The organism is Pandoraea pnomenusa, from assembly GCF_000767615.3.
In the GTDB taxonomy this organism is placed as follows: domain Bacteria; phylum Pseudomonadota; class Gammaproteobacteria; order Burkholderiales; family Burkholderiaceae; genus Pandoraea; species Pandoraea pnomenusa.
Genome location: NZ_CP009553.3, coordinates 5038725 through 5061648, shown reverse-complemented (window position 1 = coordinate 5061648; position 22924 = coordinate 5038725). Strand labels below are relative to the sequence as shown.

Below are 22924 nucleotides of genomic sequence, written 5' to 3'. Positions count from 1 at the left end.
TGAGATTTTTTGGATCAAATTTCCACAAATCGCGATTGTAACGGAGGATTCCGCAAGCCTTTTCTCGTTTTCGGCGCGTACGATCGATGCACTTTTTATCCGGGGCCCGATCATGCGCGAGACAGACACACTTCATTACTTCGACTACGCGGCGACCACGCCGGCTGACGCGGCGGTGATCGCGGCGATGGCGGACTGTCTCGGCGTGGACGGCGTGTACGGCAACCCTGCGTCGAGTTCGCACGCAGCCGGCGTGAGCGCGCGACGTCTCGTGGAGCGCTCGCGCGCGCAGGTGGCGGCACTCATCGGCGCCGATGCGGCAGAGATCGTGTGGACGTCGGGGGCGACCGAATCGAACAATCTCGCGCTCAAGGGCTATGCCGAGCTGGGACAGGCGCGCGCGCACCTCGTGACCAGCGTGCTGGAGCACAAGGCCATTCTCGACACGATGGCCTATCTGGAGAAGCACGGCTCGCCGGTCACGTATCTGGCGCCTTCGTCCAGCGGCGAGATCACGGCGGATGCGGTCGCCGCTGCCATGCGGCCCGACACGGGGCTGGTGTCGCTCATGCTGGTGAACAATGAACTGGGCACGTTGACCGACGTGGCGGCCATCGCGAAGGTCGTGCATGCCGCAGGTGCGCTCCTGCACGTGGATGCGGCGCAGGCGCTCGGCAAGACGCCCATCGACGTCAAGACCATGGGGATCGACATGCTTTCGATGTCCGCGCACAAGGTCTACGGCCCCAAGGGGATCGGCGCGTTGTACGTGAATAAAGGCGTCATGCCGCGCATCGCTGCGCAGATTCACGGCGGCGGCCATGAGCGGGGACTGCGCTCGGGCACGCTGGCCACGCACCAGATCGTCGGTATGGGCACGGCGTGCGAGCTGGCCATGCACGCGATGACCGACGATAACGCGCGAATCGCGCGACTGAGCCGTCGCCTGCTCGATGGCGTGCTGGGACTCGCCGGCGTGGTGCACAACGCTGCCCATGCGCGGCGGATTCCCCACACGCTCAGCCTGACGCTCGGGCACCCCGGCTTCCACACGTTCATGCTCAACGGCAACCTGGCGGTGTCGTCGACGTCCGCCTGCAATTCTGCGTCGGGGCGGCCGTCGCATGTGCTCAGTGCGATCGGCCTGGATGCCGAGGCGGCGAGCCGCACGGTTCGCGTGAGTTTCGGACGCTTCACGAACGAGGCATCCGTCGATTTCGCCGTGGCGTGCTTCGAGCGTGTGGTCTGTCAGTGCCGCGCGCTGGCGGCCTGATACGCCGAGGCCCACGTTGGCCTGCCCGGACGGCCGGCGGCCCCGGGCGCGGCCCACGTCGCCCGACGCCCGCCGCCGGGTCAACGTCGTCGACTTGTATTATGCTTTGAACGACTTGCGGCTTGACGCACTCCAATTCTCTCCCTCTCCCCACCCACCTTCATGTCGGAGGTCAGTATGAGCAAAGAGAAAGAACGTCCGGACACCGGGTCGACGACTGGCGCGGGCGCCCCGGCGGCAAGCGATCGAAACACGCTTTCGGTCGGCGCGGACGGTCCGCTCCTGCTGCATGACGTTCACTTCATCGAACAGATGGCGCATTTCAACCGGGAGAAGGTGCCTGAGCGCCAGCCGCATGCCAAGGGCGCGGGCGCCTTCGGCGTCTTCGAGACCACGGAGGACGTGAGTCGCTACACGAAGGCGTCGCTGTTTCGCAAGGGCGCCAGGGTCGACATGCTCGCGCGCTTTTCCACCGTCGCCGGAGAAGCCGGCAGTCCCGATACCTGGCGCGACGTGCGCGGGTTCTCGCTCAAGTTCTATACCGACGAAGGCAACTACGATCTCGTCGGCAACAACACCCCGATCTTCTTCGTGCGCGACCCGATGAAGTTTCCCCACTTCATCCGCAGCCAGAAGCGCCTGCCGGATTCGGGGCTGCGCGACAACCACATGCAATGGGACTTCTGGACGAACAATCCGGAGTCGGCGCATCAGGTCGCCTACCTGATGGGCGACCGCGGGCTGCCGCGCACGTGGCGTCACATGAACGGATATGGTTCGCACACCTACATGTGGATCAATGCCGACGGTGAGAAATTCTGGGTGAAGTATCACTTTCACACGGAGCAGGGCATGGCGTTCTTCACCAATGCGGAAGCCGCGACCATGTCCGGGCAGGACGCCGATTTTCACCGCCGCGATCTGTTCGACGCCATCGCGCGCGGCGAGCATCCCAGCTGGATCATGTCGGTGCAGGTCATGCCGTATGCCGAAGCGAAGCAGTATCGCTTCAATCCGTTCGACCTGACGAAAACGTGGTCGCACAAGGACTATCCGCTGATCAAGGTGGGGCGCATGACGCTCAACCGCAATCCGGAGAACTTCTTCGCACAGATCGAGCAGGCGGCGTTTTCGCCGGGTAATACCGTGCCGGGCATCGGACTTTCGCCCGACAAGATGCTGCTTGGGCGCGCCTTCGCGTATAACGACGCGCAGCGCAATCGCATCGGCACCAATTTCCATCAATTGCCGGTGAATCGCCCGAAGGTGCCGGTGCAGACGTACATGTTCGATGGCCATATGGCGTTCGATCACAGCGGCAATGCGCCGACGTACGCGCCGAACAGCGGCGGGCGTCCGTACGCGGATCAGACCGGACCGGCAGCGGACGGCTGGGAATCGGACGGCGACATGGTTCGCAGCGCATACACGCTGCACAAGGACGATGACGATTTCTCCCAGCCGGGCGATCTGGTGCGAAACGTCTACGACGATGCGGCGCGCTCGCGTCTGGTCGAAACGGTATCGGGCGCGCTGCTCGCCGGGGTGCGCAGTCCCGTGCTCGAACGCGCCTTCGACTACTGGAAGAAGATCGATCCGGATGTCGGCGCGCGTATCGAGCAGGCAGTGAAGCGCGCGAAGCAATAAGCGCTTTACTCCCAATGAAGTGACGGCGGCGGGCGACTGTGCATGGCACGGTCCCCGCTGTTTTCATGACGCGTCGATTTCGATTCGAGCCTCGCAATGCGATCGAGAACGCTTTGCGCTATCGGCGTTGCGCGCAACTGAGCGCGCGATGTGTCGTCGAGGCGTTCGATGATTTCGGGTAATGTCATGCCCGCTTCGCCGATGGCGCGCTCGGGATCGTAGCGGCCCATCAAATGCAAGCGATCGGATGCCTCCTTGCCGAAGGTGCGCTTGAAGAGGATGGACGACTGAAAGAACATCCCCGGCAACGAGGGCGAAACAAGTTCGATTTCGAAGCGTTGTGGTGGCGCGGACAGCGTCAGCCTCTCCTCGGCTCTGCCCTCCAACCTCAAAATCAGTTGGCGATTCGTCGTATAGGCGTTGCAGATGAGCAGCGCTTGCAGCGGATACGACTTCAATATGCTAGCGGCGGTCGATGGCGTATCGCTCAGGCGCGACGGCACGAAAAAGTGCGACGTCTCGACAATGTCAACAGGCAGCCAGGCTCGCATGAGGGCTACATCGTTCGCAGAGTCGCATATGAGGCTTCGCGTCTTCATAGTGCACCCTCTCTCGAGTGAACGCCCGCGTGATGATCGCCTTCCTCGAGGCACGCACGATACTTATGCGTGAGCGCGCCCGCAAAATCCCGTCTTGACACGCATTGCGCGATGTCGTCGCCGTTCCAGCAAAGGATGGTGGCGGGTTTGGTGAAATGGCTCATCAGAATGGCGGCTTCCGAGTACCTGCCGCTGGTGAACAGGCATCCCACCAGGGTGGAAGGCCGCCGCGTCAGGCGCCCCTGAAGCTTGGCGATCGGATCATGCCCGACGCTCAGTCTGGCGCGGTTCGAGGACGTCGCGAAGTCCTTGCACTCCACCATCGCCGCGATGCCGGCCACGTAGACCATACCGTCGATCTGCTCGACATGTGTGGACTCGAGAAGGGTCACCGCGTACGGCCATCTCACCGTCGCGCCGCTGAGCTCGAATCCTTTCAAAACGACATACTCGAGCGCTTTTCCGGAATCCCACTCCGGTGTTCGGCAGTCGAGCAGGTCATCCCACAACGCCGCCACATCGCTCCACCCGTAATCCTTGACCCGTTCGACGTATTCCTTGTCCGCGACCATGTTGATCTCCGTGAATCCGCGGACGATTCTAGGGCCACCACGGGAGCGATGACGACGGGGGGGCGATTTATCGGAATGCGCCGATCCGGTTCGGCATTTCGGCGCGGAATGCGTCACTCATTGTGAGTGCTCGCGCTTCCTGATAGCATGACCACTGCTGCACGGAGATGGCATACCTCCGGCGTTCCTGCGCGAACCGCTCCTCCCCGGGGCTGATGATGCCTGCAAGATCCTGGCGTGCCGGGAGGTTGCGGGTCATGCGTACGAGCGTATTCCGTGTTGGGTTCGAAGTCCGCTACCGGGCTCCCCGCTTTCTCCGCTCCCCCCGCTCCCCGCTTTTCCTTCCGGTCATGGCCAGGCAATTTGTCGACGGGCATTGCTCGTCTCCACATTTGACACCATGAAGATGTTCCACGATTCCCCGTTGCGCGATCTGAGTGGCGTGTTGCCGCGCGCGGCCTACGCCAGCGCGGTGGCGGCGCTCGTTGGTGTGATGGCCGGCAGCGCCTCCGCGCTGTTTCTCGTTGCGCTCGACCTTGCCACCGACACCCGCCTTGCCCATCCATGGCTGCTCTGGCTGTTGCCCGTGGGCGGCTTCGCGGTCGGCTGGCTATATCTGCGTCTGGGCGCGCGCGTGGAGGCGGGCAACAACCTGCTGATCGACGAGATTCACGACCCGCAACGCGTCGTGCCGTTGCGCATGGCGCCGCTCGTGCTGTTCGGTACGGTCGCCACGCACCTGTTCGGCGGCTCTGCCGGCCGTGAAGGAACCGCCGTGCAGATGGGGGGCGCGCTCGCCGATCAGCTCACGCATGTCCTCAGACTGTCCGGCGAGCAGCGGCGTGTGGTGCTCATGTCGGGCATTGCCGCCGGCTTCGCCTCCGTCTTCGGCACACCGCTGGCCGGCGCGATCTTCGGACTCGAGGTGCTCGCGATCGGCCGCCTGCGCTACGACGCGCTGCTGCCCTGCCTCGTCGCCGCGCTCGTGGGCGACGCCGTTACGCGCGCCTGGGGCGTGCATCACACTGTTTATGCGATTGCGTCGGGCAATTTCGCCGCGTCGATGTCGCTCTCGGGCGCGCTCAATGCGGCCGCGGCCGGCGTGCTGTGCGGTCTCGTCGGCATGGCCTTTGCCCAGGCAACGCACGCCACGTCCGGGTTCATGAAGCGACGTATCGCCTATGCGCCGCTGCGTCCATTCGTGGGCGGCCTGCTCGTTGCGATCGCCGCCACGGCACTCGGCACGCCGCAGTATCTCGGACTGGGCATCCCGACCATCGTCGACGCATTCCACACGACGCTGCCCTGGTACGACTTCCTCGGCAAAACGCTGTTCACTGTCGTCACGCTCGGTTCTGGCTTCAAGGGCGGAGAAGTGACGCCGCTGTTCTATATCGGCGCCACGTTCGGCAACGCGCTCTCGCATGTGCTCTCGCTGCCGGCGGCGGTGCTCGCGGGCATTGGCTTCGTGGCGGTGTTCGCCGGGGCGGCCAATACACCGATTGCGTCGACGTTGATGGCCATCGAGATCTTCGGTCCGCAGATCGGCGGCTATGCAGCCATTGCTTGTGTGCTCGCGTATCTGTGCTCCGGACACACCGGCATTTATCGTGCGCAACGTGTGGGGTACGGCAAGCATGGTGCGGGGGGCGGGGCGCCGGAAGGCACGCGGCTTGCCGATCTGCCCGCGTGGCGCAGTGCCATCGGGACGAAGGCGCCAGCCGACGACGCGTCACGGCGCCGATGAACTCGTGTGTACGTGGAGGCGTCGATCGGTGCCGTCGCCCAATGGCGCCACGCCGTGCCACGCCGAGGCGTGGCATGCGCGGCGGCAAGGGGATCCCTCAGGCCGACGTCATCCGTGCCGGCCCGGCGTGAGGGCGGCCAGATCCGACAGGGCCCGCTCGAACGCTGCCGCGTTCTTCATGCCCTGGTCTTCATGGTTCGTGTTGAAGAGCACGTGGGTGTCGTCCGCGAGGGCGGCGATGCGCTCGACCCGGGCGGAGATATCGATCAGTTCGCCCGCGCTGTATTCGTAGACGAAGCGCCCGGAGGAGGCGGTGGTGTCGCGCCGGTTCCATGCGGCCGCGTTGCGCCCGTGCAGCCGTACGACACACAGATCATCGCGCGTCGTGGCCCAGACGGCCGGTACCGAATTCTCGAAGCCGGCCGGGCTGTCGACGATCGTGTGCGCCGCCCCCGTCTCGCGCAACATGGCGAGCGTGGCGGCTTCACGCGAAGGCGTATCGAACCAGCTCCGATGGCGGAACTCGATGGCGTGCCGCTCCGCGTCGAGTCGCCGCGCGATCTCGAACACGAAGGCGCGTCCCGCACGATCATTGCGCACGCGCGGCGAGAGCTGGAAGTGGATCGCCGAGAGCTGCCCGCTTTGACGCAACGGCTCGATGCCCTCGAAGTAGCGGCGCCAGAGTTCGTCACGCACCTCGGCCGGCAACGCGTTCGGTGCGAGCGACACGCCCGGTTGCGACTGCATCGCGCCGGCCGGATCGAGCGCGCCCGCGATATCGGCCGGCAGCGCGGACAGCGGCGTCGCGTGGCCCGTGAACGCACGGAACGCCTTGATGTGAAAGCGGAACGATGCCGGCGTGCGTTGCGTCCATCGCCAGGCCATCGTGGCTTGCGGCAGGCGGTAATAGGTGCTGTCGACTTCCACCAGACCGAACGTCGCCGCGTAATGGCGCAATCGCGCCTCGGGCGTGTCCACGCCCGGCGGGTAAAACCGCCCGCATGCAATGAGCGTGGGATCGGTCCAGGAAGATGTGCCGGTACGAATCATGATGGGCGTCGAAGCCATCGTTATAATGTATAAATATACAGTACTCATGGTGCGTGTCCGCCGGCAATGTCCCGTGGGCGGGTGCCTTCCCCCCGGAATTTCGCATGTCATCTCAGCCAACCGAGCCAACCCAGCGACACGTTAGCGCTGGCGATCCCTGGGCCGAACTCAACGACCGACAGCGCGAGGCCGTCGACTACGGTGTGGGCGACGACGGCTCGCCCGGCGGGCCGCTGCTCGTCATTGCGGGTGCGGGATCGGGCAAGACGAGCACGCTCGCGCATCGCGTCGCCAATCTGATCGTGCGCGGGGCGGATCCCAACCGCATACTGCTGCTGACATTTTCGCGCCGGGCCGCCGGGGAGATGGAGCGGCGCGTCGGCGCGGTGCTGCAGAAGGTGCTGGGACTCGCGTCGTCTCAACCGCCGTCGCTGCCGTGGGCGGGAACGTTCCACGCGGTGGGCGCCCGGCTGCTGCGCGATTTCGCCCCTCGCATCGGCCTGTCGGAGGCCTTCACGATTCACGATCGCAGCGATGCCGAGGACCTGCTCGGTCTCGTTCGCCACGACCTCGGCTTTTCCGCCACCCAGTCGCGCTTCCCCCTCAAAGGCACGTGTCTGTCGATCTATTCGCGCGTGGTGAACAGTCAGGCGCCGCTCCCCGAGGTGCTCGCGAAGTATTTTCCGTGGTGCGCGCAATGGGAGGCACAACTCAAGGCGCTGTTCGGCGCCTATGTCGACGCCAAGCAGTCGCAGCAGGTGCTCGATTACGACGACTTGCTGCTTTACTGGGCCGAGACGATGGGCGAGCCGGCACTCGCGCGCGAGCTCGATGCCCGTTTCGATCATGTGCTCGTCGACGAATACCAGGACACCAACCGGTTGCAGGCGCAGATTCTGCTCGCGATGAAGCCCGAGGGGCGTGGCCTGACCGTCGTCGGTGACGATGCGCAGTCGATCTACGCGTTTCGCGCGGCCACCATTCGCAACATCCTCGACTTCCCCGGGCAGTTCGCCACGCCCGCGCACGTGGTGACGCTGGAGCGCAATTACCGGTCGACGCAACCGATTCTCGACGCGTCCAATGCCGTCATCGCCGAGTCGAGCGAGCGCTATGCGAAGGCGCTGTGGACGGACCGCCAGTCGACGCGGCTGCCGCAGCTCGTGAACGTGAGCGACGAATCGGGGCAGGCGCGATGGGTCGCCGATCAGGTGCTGGCGCAACGCGAGACGGGCACACGCCTGATGCAGCAAGCCGTGCTGTTTCGCACCGGCAGCCACAGCGCCGCGCTGGAGCTGGAGCTCACGCGTCGCAATATCCCTTTCGTGAAATTCGGCGGACTGAAGTTTCTCGAGGCCGCGCACGTCAAGGACCTGCTGTCGATACTGCGCTGGGCGCACAATCCGGCAAGCCGCTTGTCGGGCTTCCGCGTGGCGCAGTTGATCCCGGGTATCGGCCCGGTGAGCGCCACGCGTCTGCTCGACGCGATGGCCCAATCCGCCACACCGGCCCAGGTGCTCGCGCAGTTCAAGCCCCCGTCGTCGGCGGCCGCCGACTGGCGTGCGTTCGTCGACGTCTACATGACGCTGCACGACACGCGTCTGGCATGGCCGGCCGACGTCGATCTCGCCCTGCGCTGGTACGGCCCGCTGCTCACGCAACGGTTCGACGACGCCGCCGTGCGTCAGGCCGATCTCGAACAGCTCGCGCGCATCGCCAATACTTACGGCTCGCGCGAACAGTTCCTGACCGAACTCACCCTCGACCCACCGGATGCCACGAGCGCGCAATCGGGCGCGCCGATGCTCGACGAGGATTACCTGATCCTGTCGACGATCCACAGCGCGAAGGGACAGGAGTGGCATTCGGTCTACGTGCTCAACGTGGTCGACGGGTGCATTCCGTCCGACATGAGCACGGGAGACGACGAGGACATCGAGGAAGAGCGGCGGTTGCTATACGTGGCGATGACCCGCGCGAGGGAGTCGCTGCAACTGGTCGTGCCGCAGCGCTTTTACGTGCATCAGCAAACGGGACTCGGCGACCGGCACGTCTATGGCACGCGAAGCCGTTTCGTGCCGGACGGCATGCTGCCGCTGTACGAAATCTTTCCGAAGCCGAGAGAGGACGACGCGCCCCGCACGCCGGTGGGCGACGTGACGGTTCACATCGATGTCGCGAGGAAACTGCGTAATGCCTGGTCCTGAATCGGCACTCGAGATCGCACTGCGCGACGCCCGCGCATCGGATGAGGCGGCGCTGACGTCGCTCCTCATGCAGACTTATCACACCACATGGGCGCCCATGCTGCGCCCGGAAGTCGCCGCGACGTTCGCGTCCGGCGACCGCACCCGGGCCTATGTGCAATCGCGCTGGCCGGAATTCACGGTCGCGACCCTGCGCGAAGACGGCCCGATCGTGGGCATGGTGCATGTGACGGATGATTTCATCGACGCGCTGCATGTGGCGCCGGCAGCGCAACGCCGTGGCGTCGGCGCCATGTTGTTGGCGCATGCTCAGGCGCAAATGCGCGCGAACGGGCATCGGCTTGCCAGGCTCGAAACCGACACGTTCAACCGCCAAAGTCGGGATTTCTATGCTCGACATGGCTTTGCGGAAGTCGCGCAATATCCCGACGAGGAGTGGGACAGCGGCTTCACGACCGTCCTGTTGACCAAGCCCCTTTGACGCGTGGAGGTGCGCCGGCCATTGCCGTCTCCCCTGCATCGGGTATAGTCGCCGCATCGGCGGCGGTGCCCAAGGCATCGCGGCGCAAGACACGCTTTCGACGACCGCGGGCGAGATGGAAACGAGGGGATCAGAATGAAATGGCCGGTTGATCAATTGACGATGCTGCCGACGGCACTGTTGCTTGTCTGCATGGCGTTGGTCACTGCACTGCTTGCGGTGATCGTCGCCTGGGGGGCGCGCGTCTGGTTGTTCGATCGGCTTGCCGATCCCGCGGAAGTGCGTGGCACGGTGGCCGACGTGGTGCACGGCAGTCTGCTCGCATTCATCGTGTTCGTGCTCGCGCATGTGCTCACCGACGTGCGCGCCAATCTCGGGCATGCCGACGACCAGGCGCTGCACGAAGCGTCGGTGGTGCGACGGCTGGACCGCGAGCTCAAGGCTGTGGGCGACCCCGATGCGCAGGCGGCCCGCGTGATGCTGCGCGCCTATGTGCGCTCTGCCGTCACCGACGAGTGGAAGTCATTGAGCACCTCGGACCCCGATCTGTCGCCGACAACGGAAGACGCCTTGACCGTGTTCGTGAGCGCAACACGCCGTGTCGTGGCGCGTCACGAAGACAGCGCAAGTTCGATTCGCACCCTGCTCGACCGGCTGGAAGAAGCGCGTCAGGGCCGTTTCGAGAATTCGACGAAGACGGTGCCGGGCGTGTTCTGGTGGGTCATCTCGCTCTTCATGCTGGCCGCCATGGCGATGAACGGACGTTATCCGGGCTCGTGGAAGAGCAATGTCATCATCGCGCTTCACATGGGCGCGATCGGCATGGTGATCGCGCTCATCGTCAACCTCGATGAACCGTTCCGCGGCGCTTCCGGCATATCGCCCGCGCCGCTGGCCAAATCCGTCGGCGTGGCCGTGCCGCGCTAGCCGACGCTCGCCGTCCGACGTTGCACGGAACGTTTGTCATGTCTTTTGCGTCGGATGCGTTCCGACTGCCGCAGCAGGAGAAGTTCACAATGTTGTCGAATCCCCCCACGCCGACGGCGGAATCCACGCCGGAAATCGAAGCGTTCCGTCCGGGCGTCTATCGTCATTACAAAGGCAATTGCTATCTCGCGCTCGGTATTGCCCGGGCCGACGAGACCGACGAGCCGGTGGTCGTCTATACGCGTCTCTACCCCCGAGAAGGTCTGCCGATGAGCACGCGACGGCTGCGCATCTGGAATGAATCGGTGATGACGGACGACGGACCGGTGCCGCGCTTCACCTACCTTGGCCACACGACGCCCGCCGTCTGAGGCGCTCCCGCCGACATCTCACCGCTTCAGGACCCCTCTTGATGAAGATGCTTTCCCAGATGTCCCGTCAGACCGACGGCGCTGCGCGCGAATCGCACGCAATGCCGGGCGCACGCGATCCTCGCGCCGGCGGCGACTCCGAGGCGATCTCCCGGCCCGCCGCGCGCAATCTGCGCCGGTGGTGGGCGGTGTTCGCCATTCTTCCTTTCGTGACGTCGGTGTCGGGCTGCGGATTGATGGCCGCGCCATGCCGCGTGGCATCCGCAGGACTGAAGATCGTGCCGGGCGTCGGCGGCGTGCTGGCGGCGCCCACGGACACCTGTGCGGCGGTCATCGACTGACCGCCTGGCCGCTCGCGGATTCGTGGAAGCCGATGGGCGAGCGAGAACGGACCCGGTGGCAAGCGGCCGACGGCAACGGCCCGACGACGCGCAACATGCTGCCGACGTGCTTTTCAGGCTGCGGAAAAAAAGAAAGCCCGCGTGTTTGCGGGCTTAATCCATATCAGGAGGAGACATGGAGGAGACGAGTTCAGTATAGGTCGTCGTGTTGCGTCGCACCATATGTATTTTTACGTAATCATTTTGGTGTTGCTTGTGTGCAACGAAAAATAAAACGATCTCTATCAAAGGGTTATCGCATCTTTCGGGATGTGCGTTCTGATGCCGCTCCATCCCTAATCGCGAAACATCCCTCTAATTATTGTGCGCTCGCACGCGCGGTCGACTTCGGCATCTGCCGATAAACGAACGGGACGGAGTCGCGCAGTGACGGATTGACGGTCGCGTCGTGGTCGAGCCCGTCATAGACGCGCGTCACCACGTGCGTTCCCGCGCTGGCGACGTCGCGCGCGAAGGCTTGCTGCATGATGACCGGCACGTCGATGTCCCGCGTTCCCATGCCGATGAAGACCGGATGCCCGACGCGCAGCGTCGGGTAACGCAGCGACGGTGTCTGTGCATGCAGGAGCTTCTGGATGTCCGGTTGCAGGCTGTTGCCGGCATTGAGGCCCGCGGCGGTGGCGTGGTCGGTCAGCTCGCCGATGCACAGCGCACGGGCTTCGCCCAGTACGGGCAGCGCCTGCGGCGAAAAGAACTTCGACGCCTGCAGTGACGGGTCGCGATCCGCCGCAGAGAGGAACAGGTACATCGCGTAGGGAATCTTCGGATCGGGCGCCCCCGGGTCCGGCTGGCTCGCGAACAATTGTGCGGCCGAGGTTTTCGCATTGAAGTACGGCGTGCCGGTGAGCACCGTGGCGATGACTTTGACGTCAGGCGCATATTGCGGCTGAAAACCCGCGGCGGCGAACGCGGCGTGCGCGCCCTGCGACTGCCCCACCAATACGACGCGATTCTGCAGCGGGAAAGCGCTGCGCGCGGCGAGCAGGCTGTCGAGCACACTGTATGCTTGCGCCCGCGAATTCAGGTAGTGATGCAATCCGCGCGAACCCAGGCCGGCGTAGTCCGGCGCCACGACGGCGAACCCCAGCGACAGCCAGGTTCCCAGATACTGGATGTCGCGTTGGGAGCGAACGTTGAGCGACGGCGCACAGGCGCTCGCAATGCCCACGGTGCCGTGTGCCCAGACGACGACCGGCCATCCGCCAGGCGGCGTGGGCCCCTTTGGCAGAAACACCGCGCCGGTATCCTCGCGTGCTTCGATACCGCCGACGCCGTCGATGGAGCTGTAGCGAATGCGGAACTGCTCGCCGGCTTCCGGGAGTCCGTGGTCGGCGTCGAGCGGTTGCTGGTCGACCATCGCCCCATGGGGGATGGTGGCCGGGGCGTCTTCCGGGGAGACCGCGTGGGCGGTGCGTCCGATGACCAGACTGGCAAACAGGGCGGCACTGGCGAAGCGCCACAGGCGGTTGAACATGTCGAACTGTCCTCGTATCGGGTTGCGGATGAAGCTCGCTGCGGGCGGCGCTCCCACGCCATCCCGATTGCCTGCTGCCGTTGCCCTGGCCCTGGCCCTGGCCCCTACCGACGACGTTACACCGTCTGCTTCCCGATGTCTTGTGCGTCGGATGCCAATGGGGTGCCCGGCGCCGACGATCCTCGGTGCGCGGCGCTAGCCATGCGAGGCTTGATTGCCCCGGGCCTGCGCGGCGGCGGCCTGTTCCGCGGCCTCGCGCCAGGCGCGGCGCGAGCGCCGCATGCGACGCAGTGCAAGCGAGGACATCGTGATCCAGCCGAACGGTCGAGGGTCGACGAGCATGCTCACGGCACGGGCGTAGTCGAGCACCAGGCCGGGGGTCCATGCCATCGTCATGGCGCGCTTGCGCAACTGCGCGGCAACCCACAACTCGGGCGTGAGCCACAGTCGCACGAACGTCCACCAGCCGGCGTCCCGTCCGTTTCGCAATTGACCCACCCGGCCTTCGATCGCGGCTTCGAGGGCCGCGGCAACGCTGCTCGAGCAATTGCGGTGCGTCAGGTTATACGTGGCGTTCTGCCGGTACGTCTGCCAAAAAGCGCCCAGTTGCTCCGGACTGTAGTTGCGGATTCGCACCTTGACCGTCGACGGACACCACGCCTTCGACTCCGTGGCGTAATCCGGCTGGAACGTGCCGGGCACGTCGTTCTCCCGCGTGGCGCGAAGAAGCTGTCCGAACTGGTCGGGCGAGCGGTCGATTTCCTGCGCCGGATAAAGGCTCACGTACACGCCTTCGTGGCTCTCGAGCGCGGCGTGCCCGGTCGAGATCACGCCATTCTTGTCGACCGCGGCGATGTAACGATCGATCACCGGATGACGCCGTGCCGGCGCCTTGGCCGACCCGGAAGGTGTCCATACGTGCACCGTCAGCGCCGGCTCGGCTTCGCTCGGTGGGCCCTCCCAGCGCGGTGCGCGCCCGGCGTCTTCCCACAACCCCCGCTTGTCTTCCGGCGCCGCCAGGATGTCCTCCACGCGGAAGTCGCGACGCATGCGCCGCGCGCGCATGGCGAGCACCATCACATTCCAGCCGGTGAAGGCGAGCCCCAGGCCGATGGCGTACGGCAGCGTGCCTTTGTAGTGCGTTGGGTACGGTTGATAGAAGAAGATCGCCACGGCGATTTCGAGCAGCCCGCCCGCCATCGCCCACGCCCAGCGAGGGTAGCGCACCACGTAGGCGGCCACGCATTGCAGCAACCCGTCGGCGAGAAAGAGGGTGCCGAACAGCATCGACAGCCAGAAGTTGCCGTTGCGCTGGTCGAAGAAGAGCACGAGCAGGGCGGCCAGGGTGAACGCCCCGCCCTTGAGCGCACGTACGATGCGTTGTCCCCCCACACCGATGCCGACGATGGCGAGCGTGGCCAGCCCCTCGAGCAGCAGCAGCCAGGCAAAGACCTTCAGCGGGAAATGGACCACGCCGTCCAGCGCATCGACGATCAGCGCGAGCCCGAATGCAAAGAAAATCGCACCGATCCAGATCAGTGCACGCGCACGGCGGCGCAAATAGTTCACGCCGAGCAGCAGCAGTATCAGACGTACCAACGCTAGGACTCCATCGCATGCGCCAATGTCGCGCGCACCCCGAGTGCGGGAGAATTTTGGGATATGGCCTATTTTTTCGCTATCTTAGCGCGTGATTCGTGACAGGCCAAAAACAAAGGCGGCGCGCTCCTTGCGGGGCGCGCCGCCCGTTGTGGCAGGCGACACAACCGCACCGCCCGATGGGGCGGCGCGTGCGCGTGTGGCTTAGTCCTTCTTGCTGTCGAGCTGCGGTAGCGCGTCGTCGCTCGAGGCGGTGAGCAGGCCGGCCTTGGCGTAGGTCATCAGCTTCTCGCGGGTGTCGACGATGTCGAGCGTGCGCATCGTGAGCTGACCGATACGATCGAGCGGCGTGAAGACCGAGTCGCCCTTTTCCATCGTCAGGCGTTCCGGCTTGTACGTGAGGTTCGGCGACGTGGTGTTGAGCAGCGAGTAGTCGTTGCCGCGGCGCAGTTCGATGGTCACCTCGCCGGTCACGGCGCGCGCCACCCAGCGCTGCGCCGTCTCGCGCAGCATGATCGCCTGCGGGTCGAACCAACGGCCCTGGTACAGCAGGCGGCCCAGGCGGCGACCGTTTTCGCGGTACTGCTCGATGGTGTCTTCGTTGTGGATGCCGGTGACCAGACGCTCATAAGCGATGAACAGCAGCGCGAGGCCCGGGGCTTCGTAGATGCCGCGGCTCTTGGCTTCGATGATGCGGTTCTCGATCTGGTCACTCATGCCGAGGCCGTGACGACCGCCGATACGGTTGGCTTCCTCGAACAGTTCGACGGCATTGGCGAACGTCTTGCCGTTGAGCGCCACCGGCTGGCCTTCCTCGAAGCGCACGGTGACTTCCTCGGCCTTGATCGCGCAGTCGTCGCGCCAGAACGGCACGCCCATGATCGGCTGCACGATCTTGATGCCCGAATTGAGATGCTCCAGGTCCTTCGCCTCGTGCGTGGCACCCAGCATGTTCGAGTCGGTCGAATACGCCTTCTCGACCGACATCTTGTAATCGAAGCCGTTGGCGATCAGGAATTCCGACATTTCCTTGCGGCCGCCGAGTTCGTCGATGAACGTCTGGTCCAGCCACGGCTTGTAGATCTGCAGGCCCGGATTGGTCAAGAGACCGTAGCGGTAGAAGCGCTCGATGTCATTGCCCTTGAACGTGCTTCCATCGCCCCAGATATTGACGCCATCTTCCTTCATTGCTGCCACGAGCATCGTGCCCGTGACGGCGCGGCCGATCGGCGTGGTGTTGAAGTACGTGACACCGGCGGTGGAGATGTGGAACGCGCCCGATTGCAGGGCGGCAATGCCTTCGGCCACGAGCTGCGCACGGCAGTCCACGAGGCGGGCGTTTTCGGCGCCGTAAGCCATGGCGCGGCGCGGGATATCGTCGTAGTCGGGTTCGTCCGGCTGACCCAGATTGGCCGTATAAGCGTAGGGAATCGCGCCCTTCTTGCGCATCCAAAGCAGCGCAGCGCTGGTGTCGAGACCGCCCGAAAAGGCGATGCCGACCCGTTGTCCCGTGGGAATGTGTTGCAGAATCGTGGTCATCGGCGTGAAAAAGCTGGGTTTTTAACCTGTCAAGTATCCCCGTCCGGCCTATGGGTGGTCAAGTCTGACGGCCGATTCCCCCGCAATTCCGACCATTTCCGCACGGTGGTAGCGCCTTATCACCACTGCATGCCCGCCGTATTGCACGCCGATGCCAAAAAGTCGGAAAAGGCGCGAATCACCAGCGATGCCTGACGATGCTGCGGGTAGACGACGTGAATGGCCGACGCCGTGGGTGCGAAGTCGTCGAGCACCGTCACCAGCTGGCCGCTCAGTAAAGCCGGCGCGACGATGAACACCGGCAGCCAGGTCAAGCCGAGCCCGGCGACCGCGGCGTCGCGTGCGAGCTCGCCGTTGTTGACCCGCAACCGCCCGCTGACCGGGATGTCGACCGGACGCCCGTCGCGCTGGAAGTTCCAGCTCACACGCTGGCTATGGCCGTAGGGCAGCAGGGCGTGCTCACGCAGGTCCTCGGGCGTCTGCGGCGTGCCATGGGCCTCCAGGTAGCGCGGACTCGCGCAAGTCACCATGCGCATGGGCGCGATGGTGCGCCCGATCAACGACGAATCGGCCAACGCGCCGATGCGCACGGCCACGTCATAGCCTTCGGCGATGATGTCGACCGTCCGGTCATTGAGTTCGAGCTCGATCGTGACGTCCGGATACGTCGTCAGAAACGACGGAATGACCGAATTCAGGAACATTGTGCCGAACGACATCGGCGCCGAGACTCGCAGATTCCCGCGCGGGCGCTCGCCCTGGCTGCTCACGGCAAGGTTGGCGGCCTCCACGTCGTCGAGAATGCGCCGCGCGCGCTCGTAGTAGATGCGTCCGAGATCGGTCACGGCGAGCCGTCGGGTCGTGCGTAACAGTAGTCGCACGCCGAGCGCCTGTTCGAGCGACGAGATCCGGCGGCTCACGAACTGCTTTGACAGCCCCAGACGCGTTGCCGCCCCGGTAAAGCTCATGGCGTCCACGGCTGTCACGAAAATGCGCATGTCGTCGAGCAGATCCATCGGCAAGATTCCCATCGTAAGAAAGATTCGGGTGACAACGACAAGTTTTGGCATGTCATTGTCACCCTGGACCAGACAATCATAGCCGACGCGTCAGTTCGACGCCGTGGGCCTGGTGCGTCTGACGCAGAGGGCTCAGCGCAACGCCAACCGGAGCCCCAGCAGAATTGCTGCGGTGCCGGCCACGGCGAGTGCCGTGGGGCGGTGACCGAAGATGGCCCAGTCGAGCAGCGCGGTCACCACGGGGACGAGATAGAACAGGCTGGTCACGGTGACGAGATTGCCCGACGCGATCATGCGATAGAGCAGCAGCGTGGCGCCCACCGAGATCACGAGTCCCATATAGAGCAGTGGCAGCCAGAAGCCCCAGGTGCCGTCGACGTGCCACGGTTGCGTGGGGGCGACGAGCAGTGCCATTGCGAGCCCGACCGCGTATTGCAGCGGCAGCACGTCGAGGGGTGTCTGGCGCGAGCCTTTTTGCGCGAGCGTGCCGAGCGTCATGCAGGCAAGCGCCGCGAGTGCCCACGCCGAGCCCGCCACTGACAGTCGCGCCGACATGAGGCTTTGCGCCACGACCAGCGCCAGGCCGGCAAGGGCCACGGCGAGGCCGGTCAGTCGTCGCGCGCCGTGCGCACGCTCCAGCGCCACGAGCGTGAGAATCGGCTGTACGCCCAGCACTGTTGCCAACGCGCCCGGGGTGATGCCGTGTGCCAGCGCCAGCAAATACGCGGCCTGATAACCACCGATGAGCAGCACGCCCGTTCCGGCAACCTGCCAGCGGCTGCCCACCGCCGGCCACCACTGGCGCCGGGCGAAGGCAACAAGCGTGAGTGCCGCGAGCGCGACGCCGAGCCGGATGACGAGGAACGCGAATGCCGACGCGTGCGTCAGCCCCCATTTGGCGGCGAGTGCGCCGCCACTCCATAGCAGAACGAACAAGAGCGTGGCGCCGTGACGGCGCCATGCGAGACCTGCGGATTGCATCGATCTTCCCCTGTCAGGATGTCCGGCGCGCTACGCACGACGCCTGACGCACGACGCCATCGTCGTCGGGCGACGACACGTCATCGCGAGACGAACCAAACGTTGGCGACACGCGGGGCAGCGGGCCGGAATCGAACTTCGAATGAAAAGGTGTTGTGTCGGGTGGCGAGCACCCGACGCGCCGGACGTGGCGTCAGGCCACGACGACGCTTGCGACCACTGCGGCGGGCGGTGCCACGCCGCACGGCGGGGGAGGTGCGACACCTGCCACCGCCACGCCCTGTCCGTGCAGACGTGCGCCTACCCCGCGCAGCGGCGGCGATACAGCGAGTCGGACGGGCGATCGAGCGGTCATGGATCGATGAAGAGGGTTGGCGCCTGTCACTCGACAGGCGTGGACACACTGTACACGGCGCCGACCGGAGCGGCAAGCCATGAAGGGTCGGCGACGGCGAGGTCGTGGGACATGCCGGCGTTGGTCACGGAAGTCGAGTTTCCCGTCGCGCAGATCGCGCCGCGACTTGCCTCGGGGCCATCGCCAGGGCGTCAGGCCCGATCAGGCGGTCGGCCAGGCGCCGGTGCGCTCGAGCGTGGGCGAGGTCTCGCCGTCGCGCCACGCCGCCGGCAGCGCGCGTTGCACCCGACGAACTTCACGCACGTGAAGACGCACAAGCCGCTGCGCCCCTTCGAAGCCGCTCTGCATTTCGTCTTGCCAAAGAATTTCCGCGTCGCCCGCCACGTGAAGGAAATCGCCCGAGGCGAAGTCGACGAACAGCAGTCCGGCGCGCGGGTTGGCATACAGGTTGCCGAGCGTGTTGTAGTAGGCGTTGCCGCGGAAATCCGGCCACGTGAGCGTGTTGGCGCCGTCAACCCGCACGAAGCCAGGCTTGCCGCCCCGATGCGAGACGTCGGTGCCGGCGCTGCGTTCGGTCGCGCCATCACCCGCGTAATGCGTCGCGATGAAGAAGGTGTCGGCGCTCGCGATCTGCCACCGGGCGTCGTCGTCGAGCGACGGCTGCGGCAATTCCGCCAACGGCGGCGCCTCATGCCGTTGCGACGTGACCTCGCGCTTGCGAATGTACTGAGGACAGTTGCCGAAGCTCTGCGCGACGCGGATCGCAAAGCCGCCGTCGTCCACGTCGAAGACACGCCCGTTGACGCGATTGCGCCGTCGCGTCGACGGTTCGATCCCGAGCAGTCCGACCGACGCGGCCGGCGTCACCGCGCGGTGCAGCGGGTCGGTCGTGGGCGGGAGCGCGTTCACGCGCAGCACCGTGGGGTCCGGCGACATGGCGAAGCCGGGCGTGCCGCTCAGAAGCGTTGCCCACGGCTGTCCGTGAGCGTCGAGCGCGCCCATCGCCAGAAAGGGCAGTTGCGGGAAGAACTGACGATGCTGCTCCGGCATCGCTGCGCGAATCACGCGCACACCGACCTCGGCCATGGCGTCGCGCGAGCCGGCCAGAGTCTGCACGGCCAGCTCGCCAGCGTGGAACGGTTGCACTGGCGACGCTGCCGGTGTCGCCGGCATCGGGGAAAGCTCGGGCGCGTTCATGTCGTCCTCCCGGGACTCAGGCGGCGTTCAGGCCGCATGCCGAGGCGGCCATCGGCACGAAGCGCGGAAGGGCGGCCACGCGGGCAAGCCAGGCGCGTACGGCCGGATAGGGGGCGAGGTTCACATTGCCTTCCGGGGCGTGCGCGATGTAGGCGTAACACGCAACGTCCGCGATCGTCGCGGTGTCGCCGGCGAGAAACGAGGTCCCCTGCGGGGCGGCGAGATGCGCTTCCATGCGCGAGAGCAGCAACGCCGCGCGTTCGATCATTGCGCGCGTATCGACATCGCGCTTGAAGACCTCTGCGACCCTGGCCGCGGCGGGGCCGAAGGCGATATCGCCTGCCGCGACCGACAGCCAGCGCTGTACGCGGGCAGCGGCCACGGGGTCACGCGGCAGCCAGACGCCCTGCGTGTCGTAGCGACTCGCAAGGTAGACGAGGATCGCGTTCGAGTCGGCGAACAGTAAGCCGTCGTCGTCGATCGCGGGCACCTGGCCGAATGGACTGATGGCGAGAAACGCCGGCTGCTTGTGCTCCGCGGAAGCGAAATCGATCTCCACGGTCTCGAAGGGCAGCTCGAGCAAACTCAGCATCAACTCCACTCGGTGACAGTGACCGGAGAGCGCGTGCCGGTACAGACGAATCGGCCGGGCGGGCCGTACGGTGCGGGATGTCGTCGCTTCAACGGAATGGGGCATGGCGGATCTCCGATAGTCAGGGGCCGGCGCCGTCTCGCAACGCGAACCGACGACCGATGTAGCGATTCTCTATCTGACCGAATTTCGGATAAATGCCGAGAAGTTGATTTGACTACTCCGATATTCGGAGTAATGATGCGCGGCATGGATAAACTTCGTGCCATGCAGACGTTCGTCGCCATCGTCGATCAGGGCAGCCTGAGCGCCGCGGCGCGCGCGCTCGACGCTTCGCTTCCTGCGGTGGTTCGCACATTGGCGGCGCTCGAGGCGTCGCTGGACGTTCGCCTGCTCAACCGCACCACACGGCGCCTGGCGCTCACCGAAGAAGGGCGCAGCTACCTGGAGACGTGCCGTCAGATCCTGAGCGAGTTGCACGAGGCCGAGGCACGCCTTGCGGCACGGCACGAGGCGCCCAGCGGCACGCTCGTGGTGACCGCGCCCGTGCTATTCGGACAACTGCACGTGGCGCCCGCGCTGCAGCGCTTCCTGCGCGCGCATCCGGCCGTCAAATGCCGTCTGCTGCTCAACGATCGCGTAGTCAACCTGTGGGAAGCGGGTATCGACGTTGGCATTCGCATTTCTCCGCTGGACGACTCGACCCTCGTTGCCCAGGGGATCGGTGCGATTCGTCGTGTCGTCGTGGCGAGTCCGGCGTGCATTGCGGAGCAGGGCGAGGTCACGCATCCGCGCGATCTTGTGAGCAAGAACTGTATCCGCTCGCACGGCGGCGGCTACGGGCAGTGGCGATTCTGGGAGAACGGACGGGAGTATGCGGTGGCCGTCGACGGCAATCTGGAAGTCAATCACGGCCTCACTGCGGTGGAGGCTTGCCTGAACGGCGTGGGCTACGGATGCTTCCTGTCGTATCAGGTCGCGGCGCCACTGGCCGACGGGCGACTGGTGCGAGTGCTCCAGGCATTCGAAGGGCCGGCTCGGCCGGTCAACATCGTGTACCCGCACGCGCGGTTGTTACCGTCGCGCACGCGGGCGTTCGTCGACTGGATGAAGCGGGAGTTGCGAGACGTGCCGATGATGTGAGCGGCGCGCCGCTCGTCCGGGCTGGCAAGGAAGGGTGCATCAGAGAAAAGAACGCGGAAAGCGACAGGGCCGCTTCCCGCTTAAAAAGCCCGCCGACGCCAACCGGCGGGCCGCTTCGTTCCTCGTGAAATCAGTCGCGGTCGTAGTCGCGGCGCCAGCCACGATGCCAGCCGCGATCGTGACGCTCTTCCCAGCGGCGCTCGCGCCAGTCGTCCCAGCGATCGCGACCGTAGTACACGACCGGGCTGGGCGCTTCATACACGCGAGGCTGCACGTAGACCGGTTGCGGCGGTTCGACATAGACCGGCGTGGCAACGACCGGTGCCGGCACGCCGAGATAGAGGCCGACATCCACGCGGGCCGAGGCGGCCGTCGAGGCGACGGCGGCTGCGGCGCCGAGGGCAGCAATGATGAGAATGCGTTTCATGGTGTCCTCCACCAAAGAGCGCGCTGTCGAGGCAGCGTGCGTGGGCAATGAAGCCGGTAAGTCGGATCGGTTCGCGAAGGGGAGGCGTTGCCGTGACGAAACCCTGCACACACATCGTCGAACCGTTGATGCCAGTGTATCGACGCGATCGCGTGGGAGGTGCTACGAGTTTGTCTGGGATGTGTCGTTTTGTAACGCGGCTGGACGCGCCGCACGGCGTGTCTGCCCGCGCAACTCGCCATCGATCGGCTCGATCGGCGCGGTCGACACGATGGAAAAGCGGGGCTCGGAAAAAACAAAAGGCGTCACGCGAAAACGCGGGACGCCTTGTGCTTTTGTTCGTTGGTAGGCTCGATTGGACTCGAACCAACGACCCCCACCATGTCAAGGTGGTGCTCTAACCAGCTGAGCTACGAGCCTAGAAAGACCGCGAGTATAGGGTGAATTTCCGAGGCTGGCAAGCGTTTCGCGCGATATTTCTCGAAAAATCTCCCGGGCACGCTCATTCGCCGCGCTTTGCCGTGCCGCGCTTCGGCTTGATTCTCACCCAAAGGCCCTTGTTGCCGCCGGTGCCCGCCCGCTGCTCGACATCGAACAGACCGATGGTCGCGACCAGATCGCTAAGCTTGCCGAAGCCGTAGTTGCGCGAGTCGAATTCCGGGGCCTGTTTGGCGATGTGACTGCCGATGGCGCCGAGGCTTGCCCATCCGTCCTCGTCGGACACCGCGATCACGGCGTTGCGCAGCAGCCGCACGAGCCGCGTGTCGCGCTTGAGCTCCGACGCGCTGCGGCGCTTGCGCGGCGCGGGGGCTTCATCGCCGTCCGGTTCGTCATCCTGGCGCAGCAGCTCCGTGTAGATGAACTTGTCGCAGGCGGTGACGAACGGCTGGGGCGTCTTGCGCTCGCCGAAGCCGTAGACGATGAGTCCCTGTTCGCGAATTCGCGAGGCGAGCCGCGTGAAGTCGCTATCGCTGGAGACGAGGCAGAAGCCGTCGAAGCGCCCCGTATAGAGCAGGTCCATCGCGTCGATGATCATGGCGCTGTCGGTGGCGTTCTTGCCGACGGTATAGCGGAACTGCTGAATCGGCTGGATCGAGAACTCGAGCAGGCACTTCTTCCAGCCGTCGAGATTCGGTTTGGTCCAGTCGCCATAGATGCGCTTCACGCTCGCCACGCCGTACTTGGCAACTTCGGTGAGCAGACCTTCGACGATGGCGGGGGCCGCGTTGTCGGCGTCGATGAGCACGACGAGCGTGGGGCCCTGGGCGGCCACGGGCGTTGTCACTGGCATGGCGGGGTTCCTTGAATGCGAAAACCTCTCGC

At 65.3% G+C, this 22924-nt stretch carries 19 protein-coding genes, 1 tRNA gene, 2 pseudogenes and 1 riboswitch; of the genes and pseudogenes, 9 read left to right on the top strand and 13 right to left on the bottom strand.

Going from position 1 to position 22924, the window contains the following annotated elements:
- Nucleotides 1-112 precede the first annotated feature (112 nt).
- Together LV28_RS46730 and LV28_RS46725 are read left to right on the top strand one after the other, a co-directional pair.
- Nucleotides 113-1270, top strand: a pseudogene (locus LV28_RS46730) (cysteine desulfurase family protein); the annotation flags it as partial.
- Nucleotides 1271-1450: 180 nt separating this feature from the next.
- Nucleotides 1451-2920: a catalase gene (locus LV28_RS46725; protein WP_023597975.1), complete on the top strand. Its 1470-nt coding sequence runs from the start codon at nt 1451-1453 to the stop codon at nt 2918-2920.
- A gap of 5 nt (nt 2921-2925) precedes the next feature.
- Here LV28_RS46725 and LV28_RS46720 read toward each other — a convergent pair whose 3' ends face one another.
- Together LV28_RS46720 and LV28_RS46715 are read right to left on the bottom strand one after the other, a co-directional pair.
- Nucleotides 2926-3423 carry a hypothetical protein gene (locus LV28_RS46720; RefSeq protein ID WP_144347436.1) on the bottom strand — a complete coding sequence of 166 codons (498 nt, stop codon included), beginning with the start codon at nt 3421-3423 and terminating at the stop codon, nt 2926-2928.
- A 92-nt stretch (nt 3424-3515) separates the two neighbouring features.
- Entirely contained in the window at nt 3516-4091 is a 576-nt protein-coding gene (locus LV28_RS46715) for a hypothetical protein (RefSeq protein WP_038619513.1), read from the bottom strand.
- A gap of 154 nt (nt 4092-4245) precedes the next feature.
- Nucleotides 4246-4323, top strand: a riboswitch (Fluoride riboswitch).
- Between the two features lie 168 nt (nt 4324-4491).
- Between LV28_RS46715 and LV28_RS46705 the strand changes: the two genes are divergently transcribed.
- Nucleotides 4492-5838, top strand: coding sequence for a voltage-gated chloride channel family protein (locus LV28_RS46705; protein WP_024788414.1), 1347 nt, complete (start codon nt 4492-4494; stop codon nt 5836-5838).
- 108 nt (nt 5839-5946) lie between these two features.
- Here LV28_RS46705 and LV28_RS46700 read toward each other — a convergent pair whose 3' ends face one another.
- Entirely contained in the window at nt 5947-6906 is a 960-nt protein-coding gene (locus LV28_RS46700; protein WP_023597970.1) for a DUF72 domain-containing protein, read from the bottom strand.
- Between the two features lie 86 nt (nt 6907-6992).
- Here LV28_RS46700 and LV28_RS46695 point away from each other — a divergent pair, with 86 nt between their 5' ends.
- From LV28_RS46695 to LV28_RS49635, 5 genes are all read left to right on the top strand, one after another.
- Nucleotides 6993-9095, top strand: a complete 2103-nt coding sequence (locus tag LV28_RS46695; RefSeq protein ID WP_038619519.1) for an ATP-dependent helicase — start codon at nt 6993-6995, stop codon at nt 9093-9095.
- A complete protein-coding gene (locus LV28_RS46690) occupies nt 9082-9576 on the top strand; it encodes a GNAT family N-acetyltransferase (protein ID WP_023872860.1) in 495 nt (164 codons plus the stop codon). Before LV28_RS46695 ends, LV28_RS46690 begins: the two co-directional genes overlap by 14 nt.
- A gap of 135 nt (nt 9577-9711) precedes the next feature.
- Nucleotides 9712-10503 (top strand): bestrophin-like domain, encoded by a 792-nt coding sequence (locus tag LV28_RS46685; RefSeq protein WP_023597967.1) that lies wholly within the window; start codon nt 9712-9714, stop codon nt 10501-10503.
- An 89-nt stretch (nt 10504-10592) separates the two neighbouring features.
- Complete coding sequence (locus tag LV28_RS46680; RefSeq protein ID WP_048806798.1) at nt 10593-10874, top strand: DUF1653 domain-containing protein; 282 nt, start codon at nt 10593-10595, stop codon at nt 10872-10874.
- 170 nt (nt 10875-11044) lie between these two features.
- Nucleotides 11045-11215 carry a DUF6726 family protein gene (locus LV28_RS49635; protein ID WP_369798688.1) on the top strand — a complete coding sequence of 57 codons (171 nt, stop codon included), beginning with the start codon at nt 11045-11047 and terminating at the stop codon, nt 11213-11215.
- 358 nt (nt 11216-11573) lie between these two features.
- Here LV28_RS49635 and LV28_RS46670 read toward each other — a convergent pair whose 3' ends face one another.
- From LV28_RS46670 to LV28_RS46640, 7 genes are all read right to left on the bottom strand, one after another.
- A complete protein-coding gene (locus LV28_RS46670; RefSeq protein ID WP_023597965.1) occupies nt 11574-12749 on the bottom strand; it encodes an alpha/beta fold hydrolase in 1176 nt (391 codons plus the stop codon).
- A gap of 195 nt (nt 12750-12944) precedes the next feature.
- Nucleotides 12945-14348: an HdeD family acid-resistance protein gene (locus tag LV28_RS46665; RefSeq protein ID WP_025249975.1), complete on the bottom strand. Its 1404-nt coding sequence runs from the start codon at nt 14346-14348 to the stop codon at nt 12945-12947.
- A 204-nt stretch (nt 14349-14552) separates the two neighbouring features.
- Nucleotides 14553-15887 (bottom strand): argininosuccinate synthase, encoded by a 1335-nt coding sequence (gene argG, locus LV28_RS46660; RefSeq protein ID WP_023597963.1) that lies wholly within the window; start codon nt 15885-15887, stop codon nt 14553-14555.
- A gap of 119 nt (nt 15888-16006) precedes the next feature.
- On the bottom strand, nt 16007-16918 hold the full coding sequence (locus tag LV28_RS46655; RefSeq protein WP_369798686.1) for a LysR family transcriptional regulator: 912 nt from the start codon (nt 16916-16918) through the stop codon (nt 16007-16009).
- Between the two features lie 120 nt (nt 16919-17038).
- Nucleotides 17039-17887, bottom strand: a complete 849-nt coding sequence (locus LV28_RS46650) for a DMT family transporter (protein WP_023597961.1) — start codon at nt 17885-17887, stop codon at nt 17039-17041.
- A 556-nt stretch (nt 17888-18443) separates the two neighbouring features.
- A complete protein-coding gene (locus LV28_RS46645; protein WP_255315201.1) occupies nt 18444-19439 on the bottom strand; it encodes a pyridoxamine 5'-phosphate oxidase family protein in 996 nt (331 codons plus the stop codon).
- Nucleotides 19440-19455: 16 nt separating this feature from the next.
- On the bottom strand, nt 19456-20136 hold the full coding sequence (locus LV28_RS46640; protein WP_023597959.1) for a glutathione S-transferase family protein: 681 nt from the start codon (nt 20134-20136) through the stop codon (nt 19456-19458).
- A gap of 144 nt (nt 20137-20280) precedes the next feature.
- On the opposite strand from LV28_RS46640, the gene LV28_RS46635 reads away from it, so the two are divergent.
- Nucleotides 20281-21174: a LysR family transcriptional regulator gene (locus LV28_RS46635; protein ID WP_025249972.1), complete on the top strand. Its 894-nt coding sequence runs from the start codon at nt 20281-20283 to the stop codon at nt 21172-21174.
- A 130-nt stretch (nt 21175-21304) separates the two neighbouring features.
- Here LV28_RS46635 and LV28_RS46630 read toward each other — a convergent pair whose 3' ends face one another.
- The 3 genes and pseudogenes from LV28_RS46630 to LV28_RS46620 all read right to left on the bottom strand — a co-directional run.
- Nucleotides 21305-21601, bottom strand: a complete 297-nt coding sequence (locus tag LV28_RS46630; protein WP_023597957.1) for a hypothetical protein — start codon at nt 21599-21601, stop codon at nt 21305-21307.
- A gap of 343 nt (nt 21602-21944) precedes the next feature.
- Nucleotides 21945-22021 (bottom strand) — tRNA-Val (locus LV28_RS46625).
- An 88-nt stretch (nt 22022-22109) separates the two neighbouring features.
- Nucleotides 22110-22892: pseudogene (locus LV28_RS46620) on the bottom strand (NYN domain-containing protein); the annotation flags it as partial.
- Nucleotides 22893-22924 lie beyond the last annotated feature (32 nt).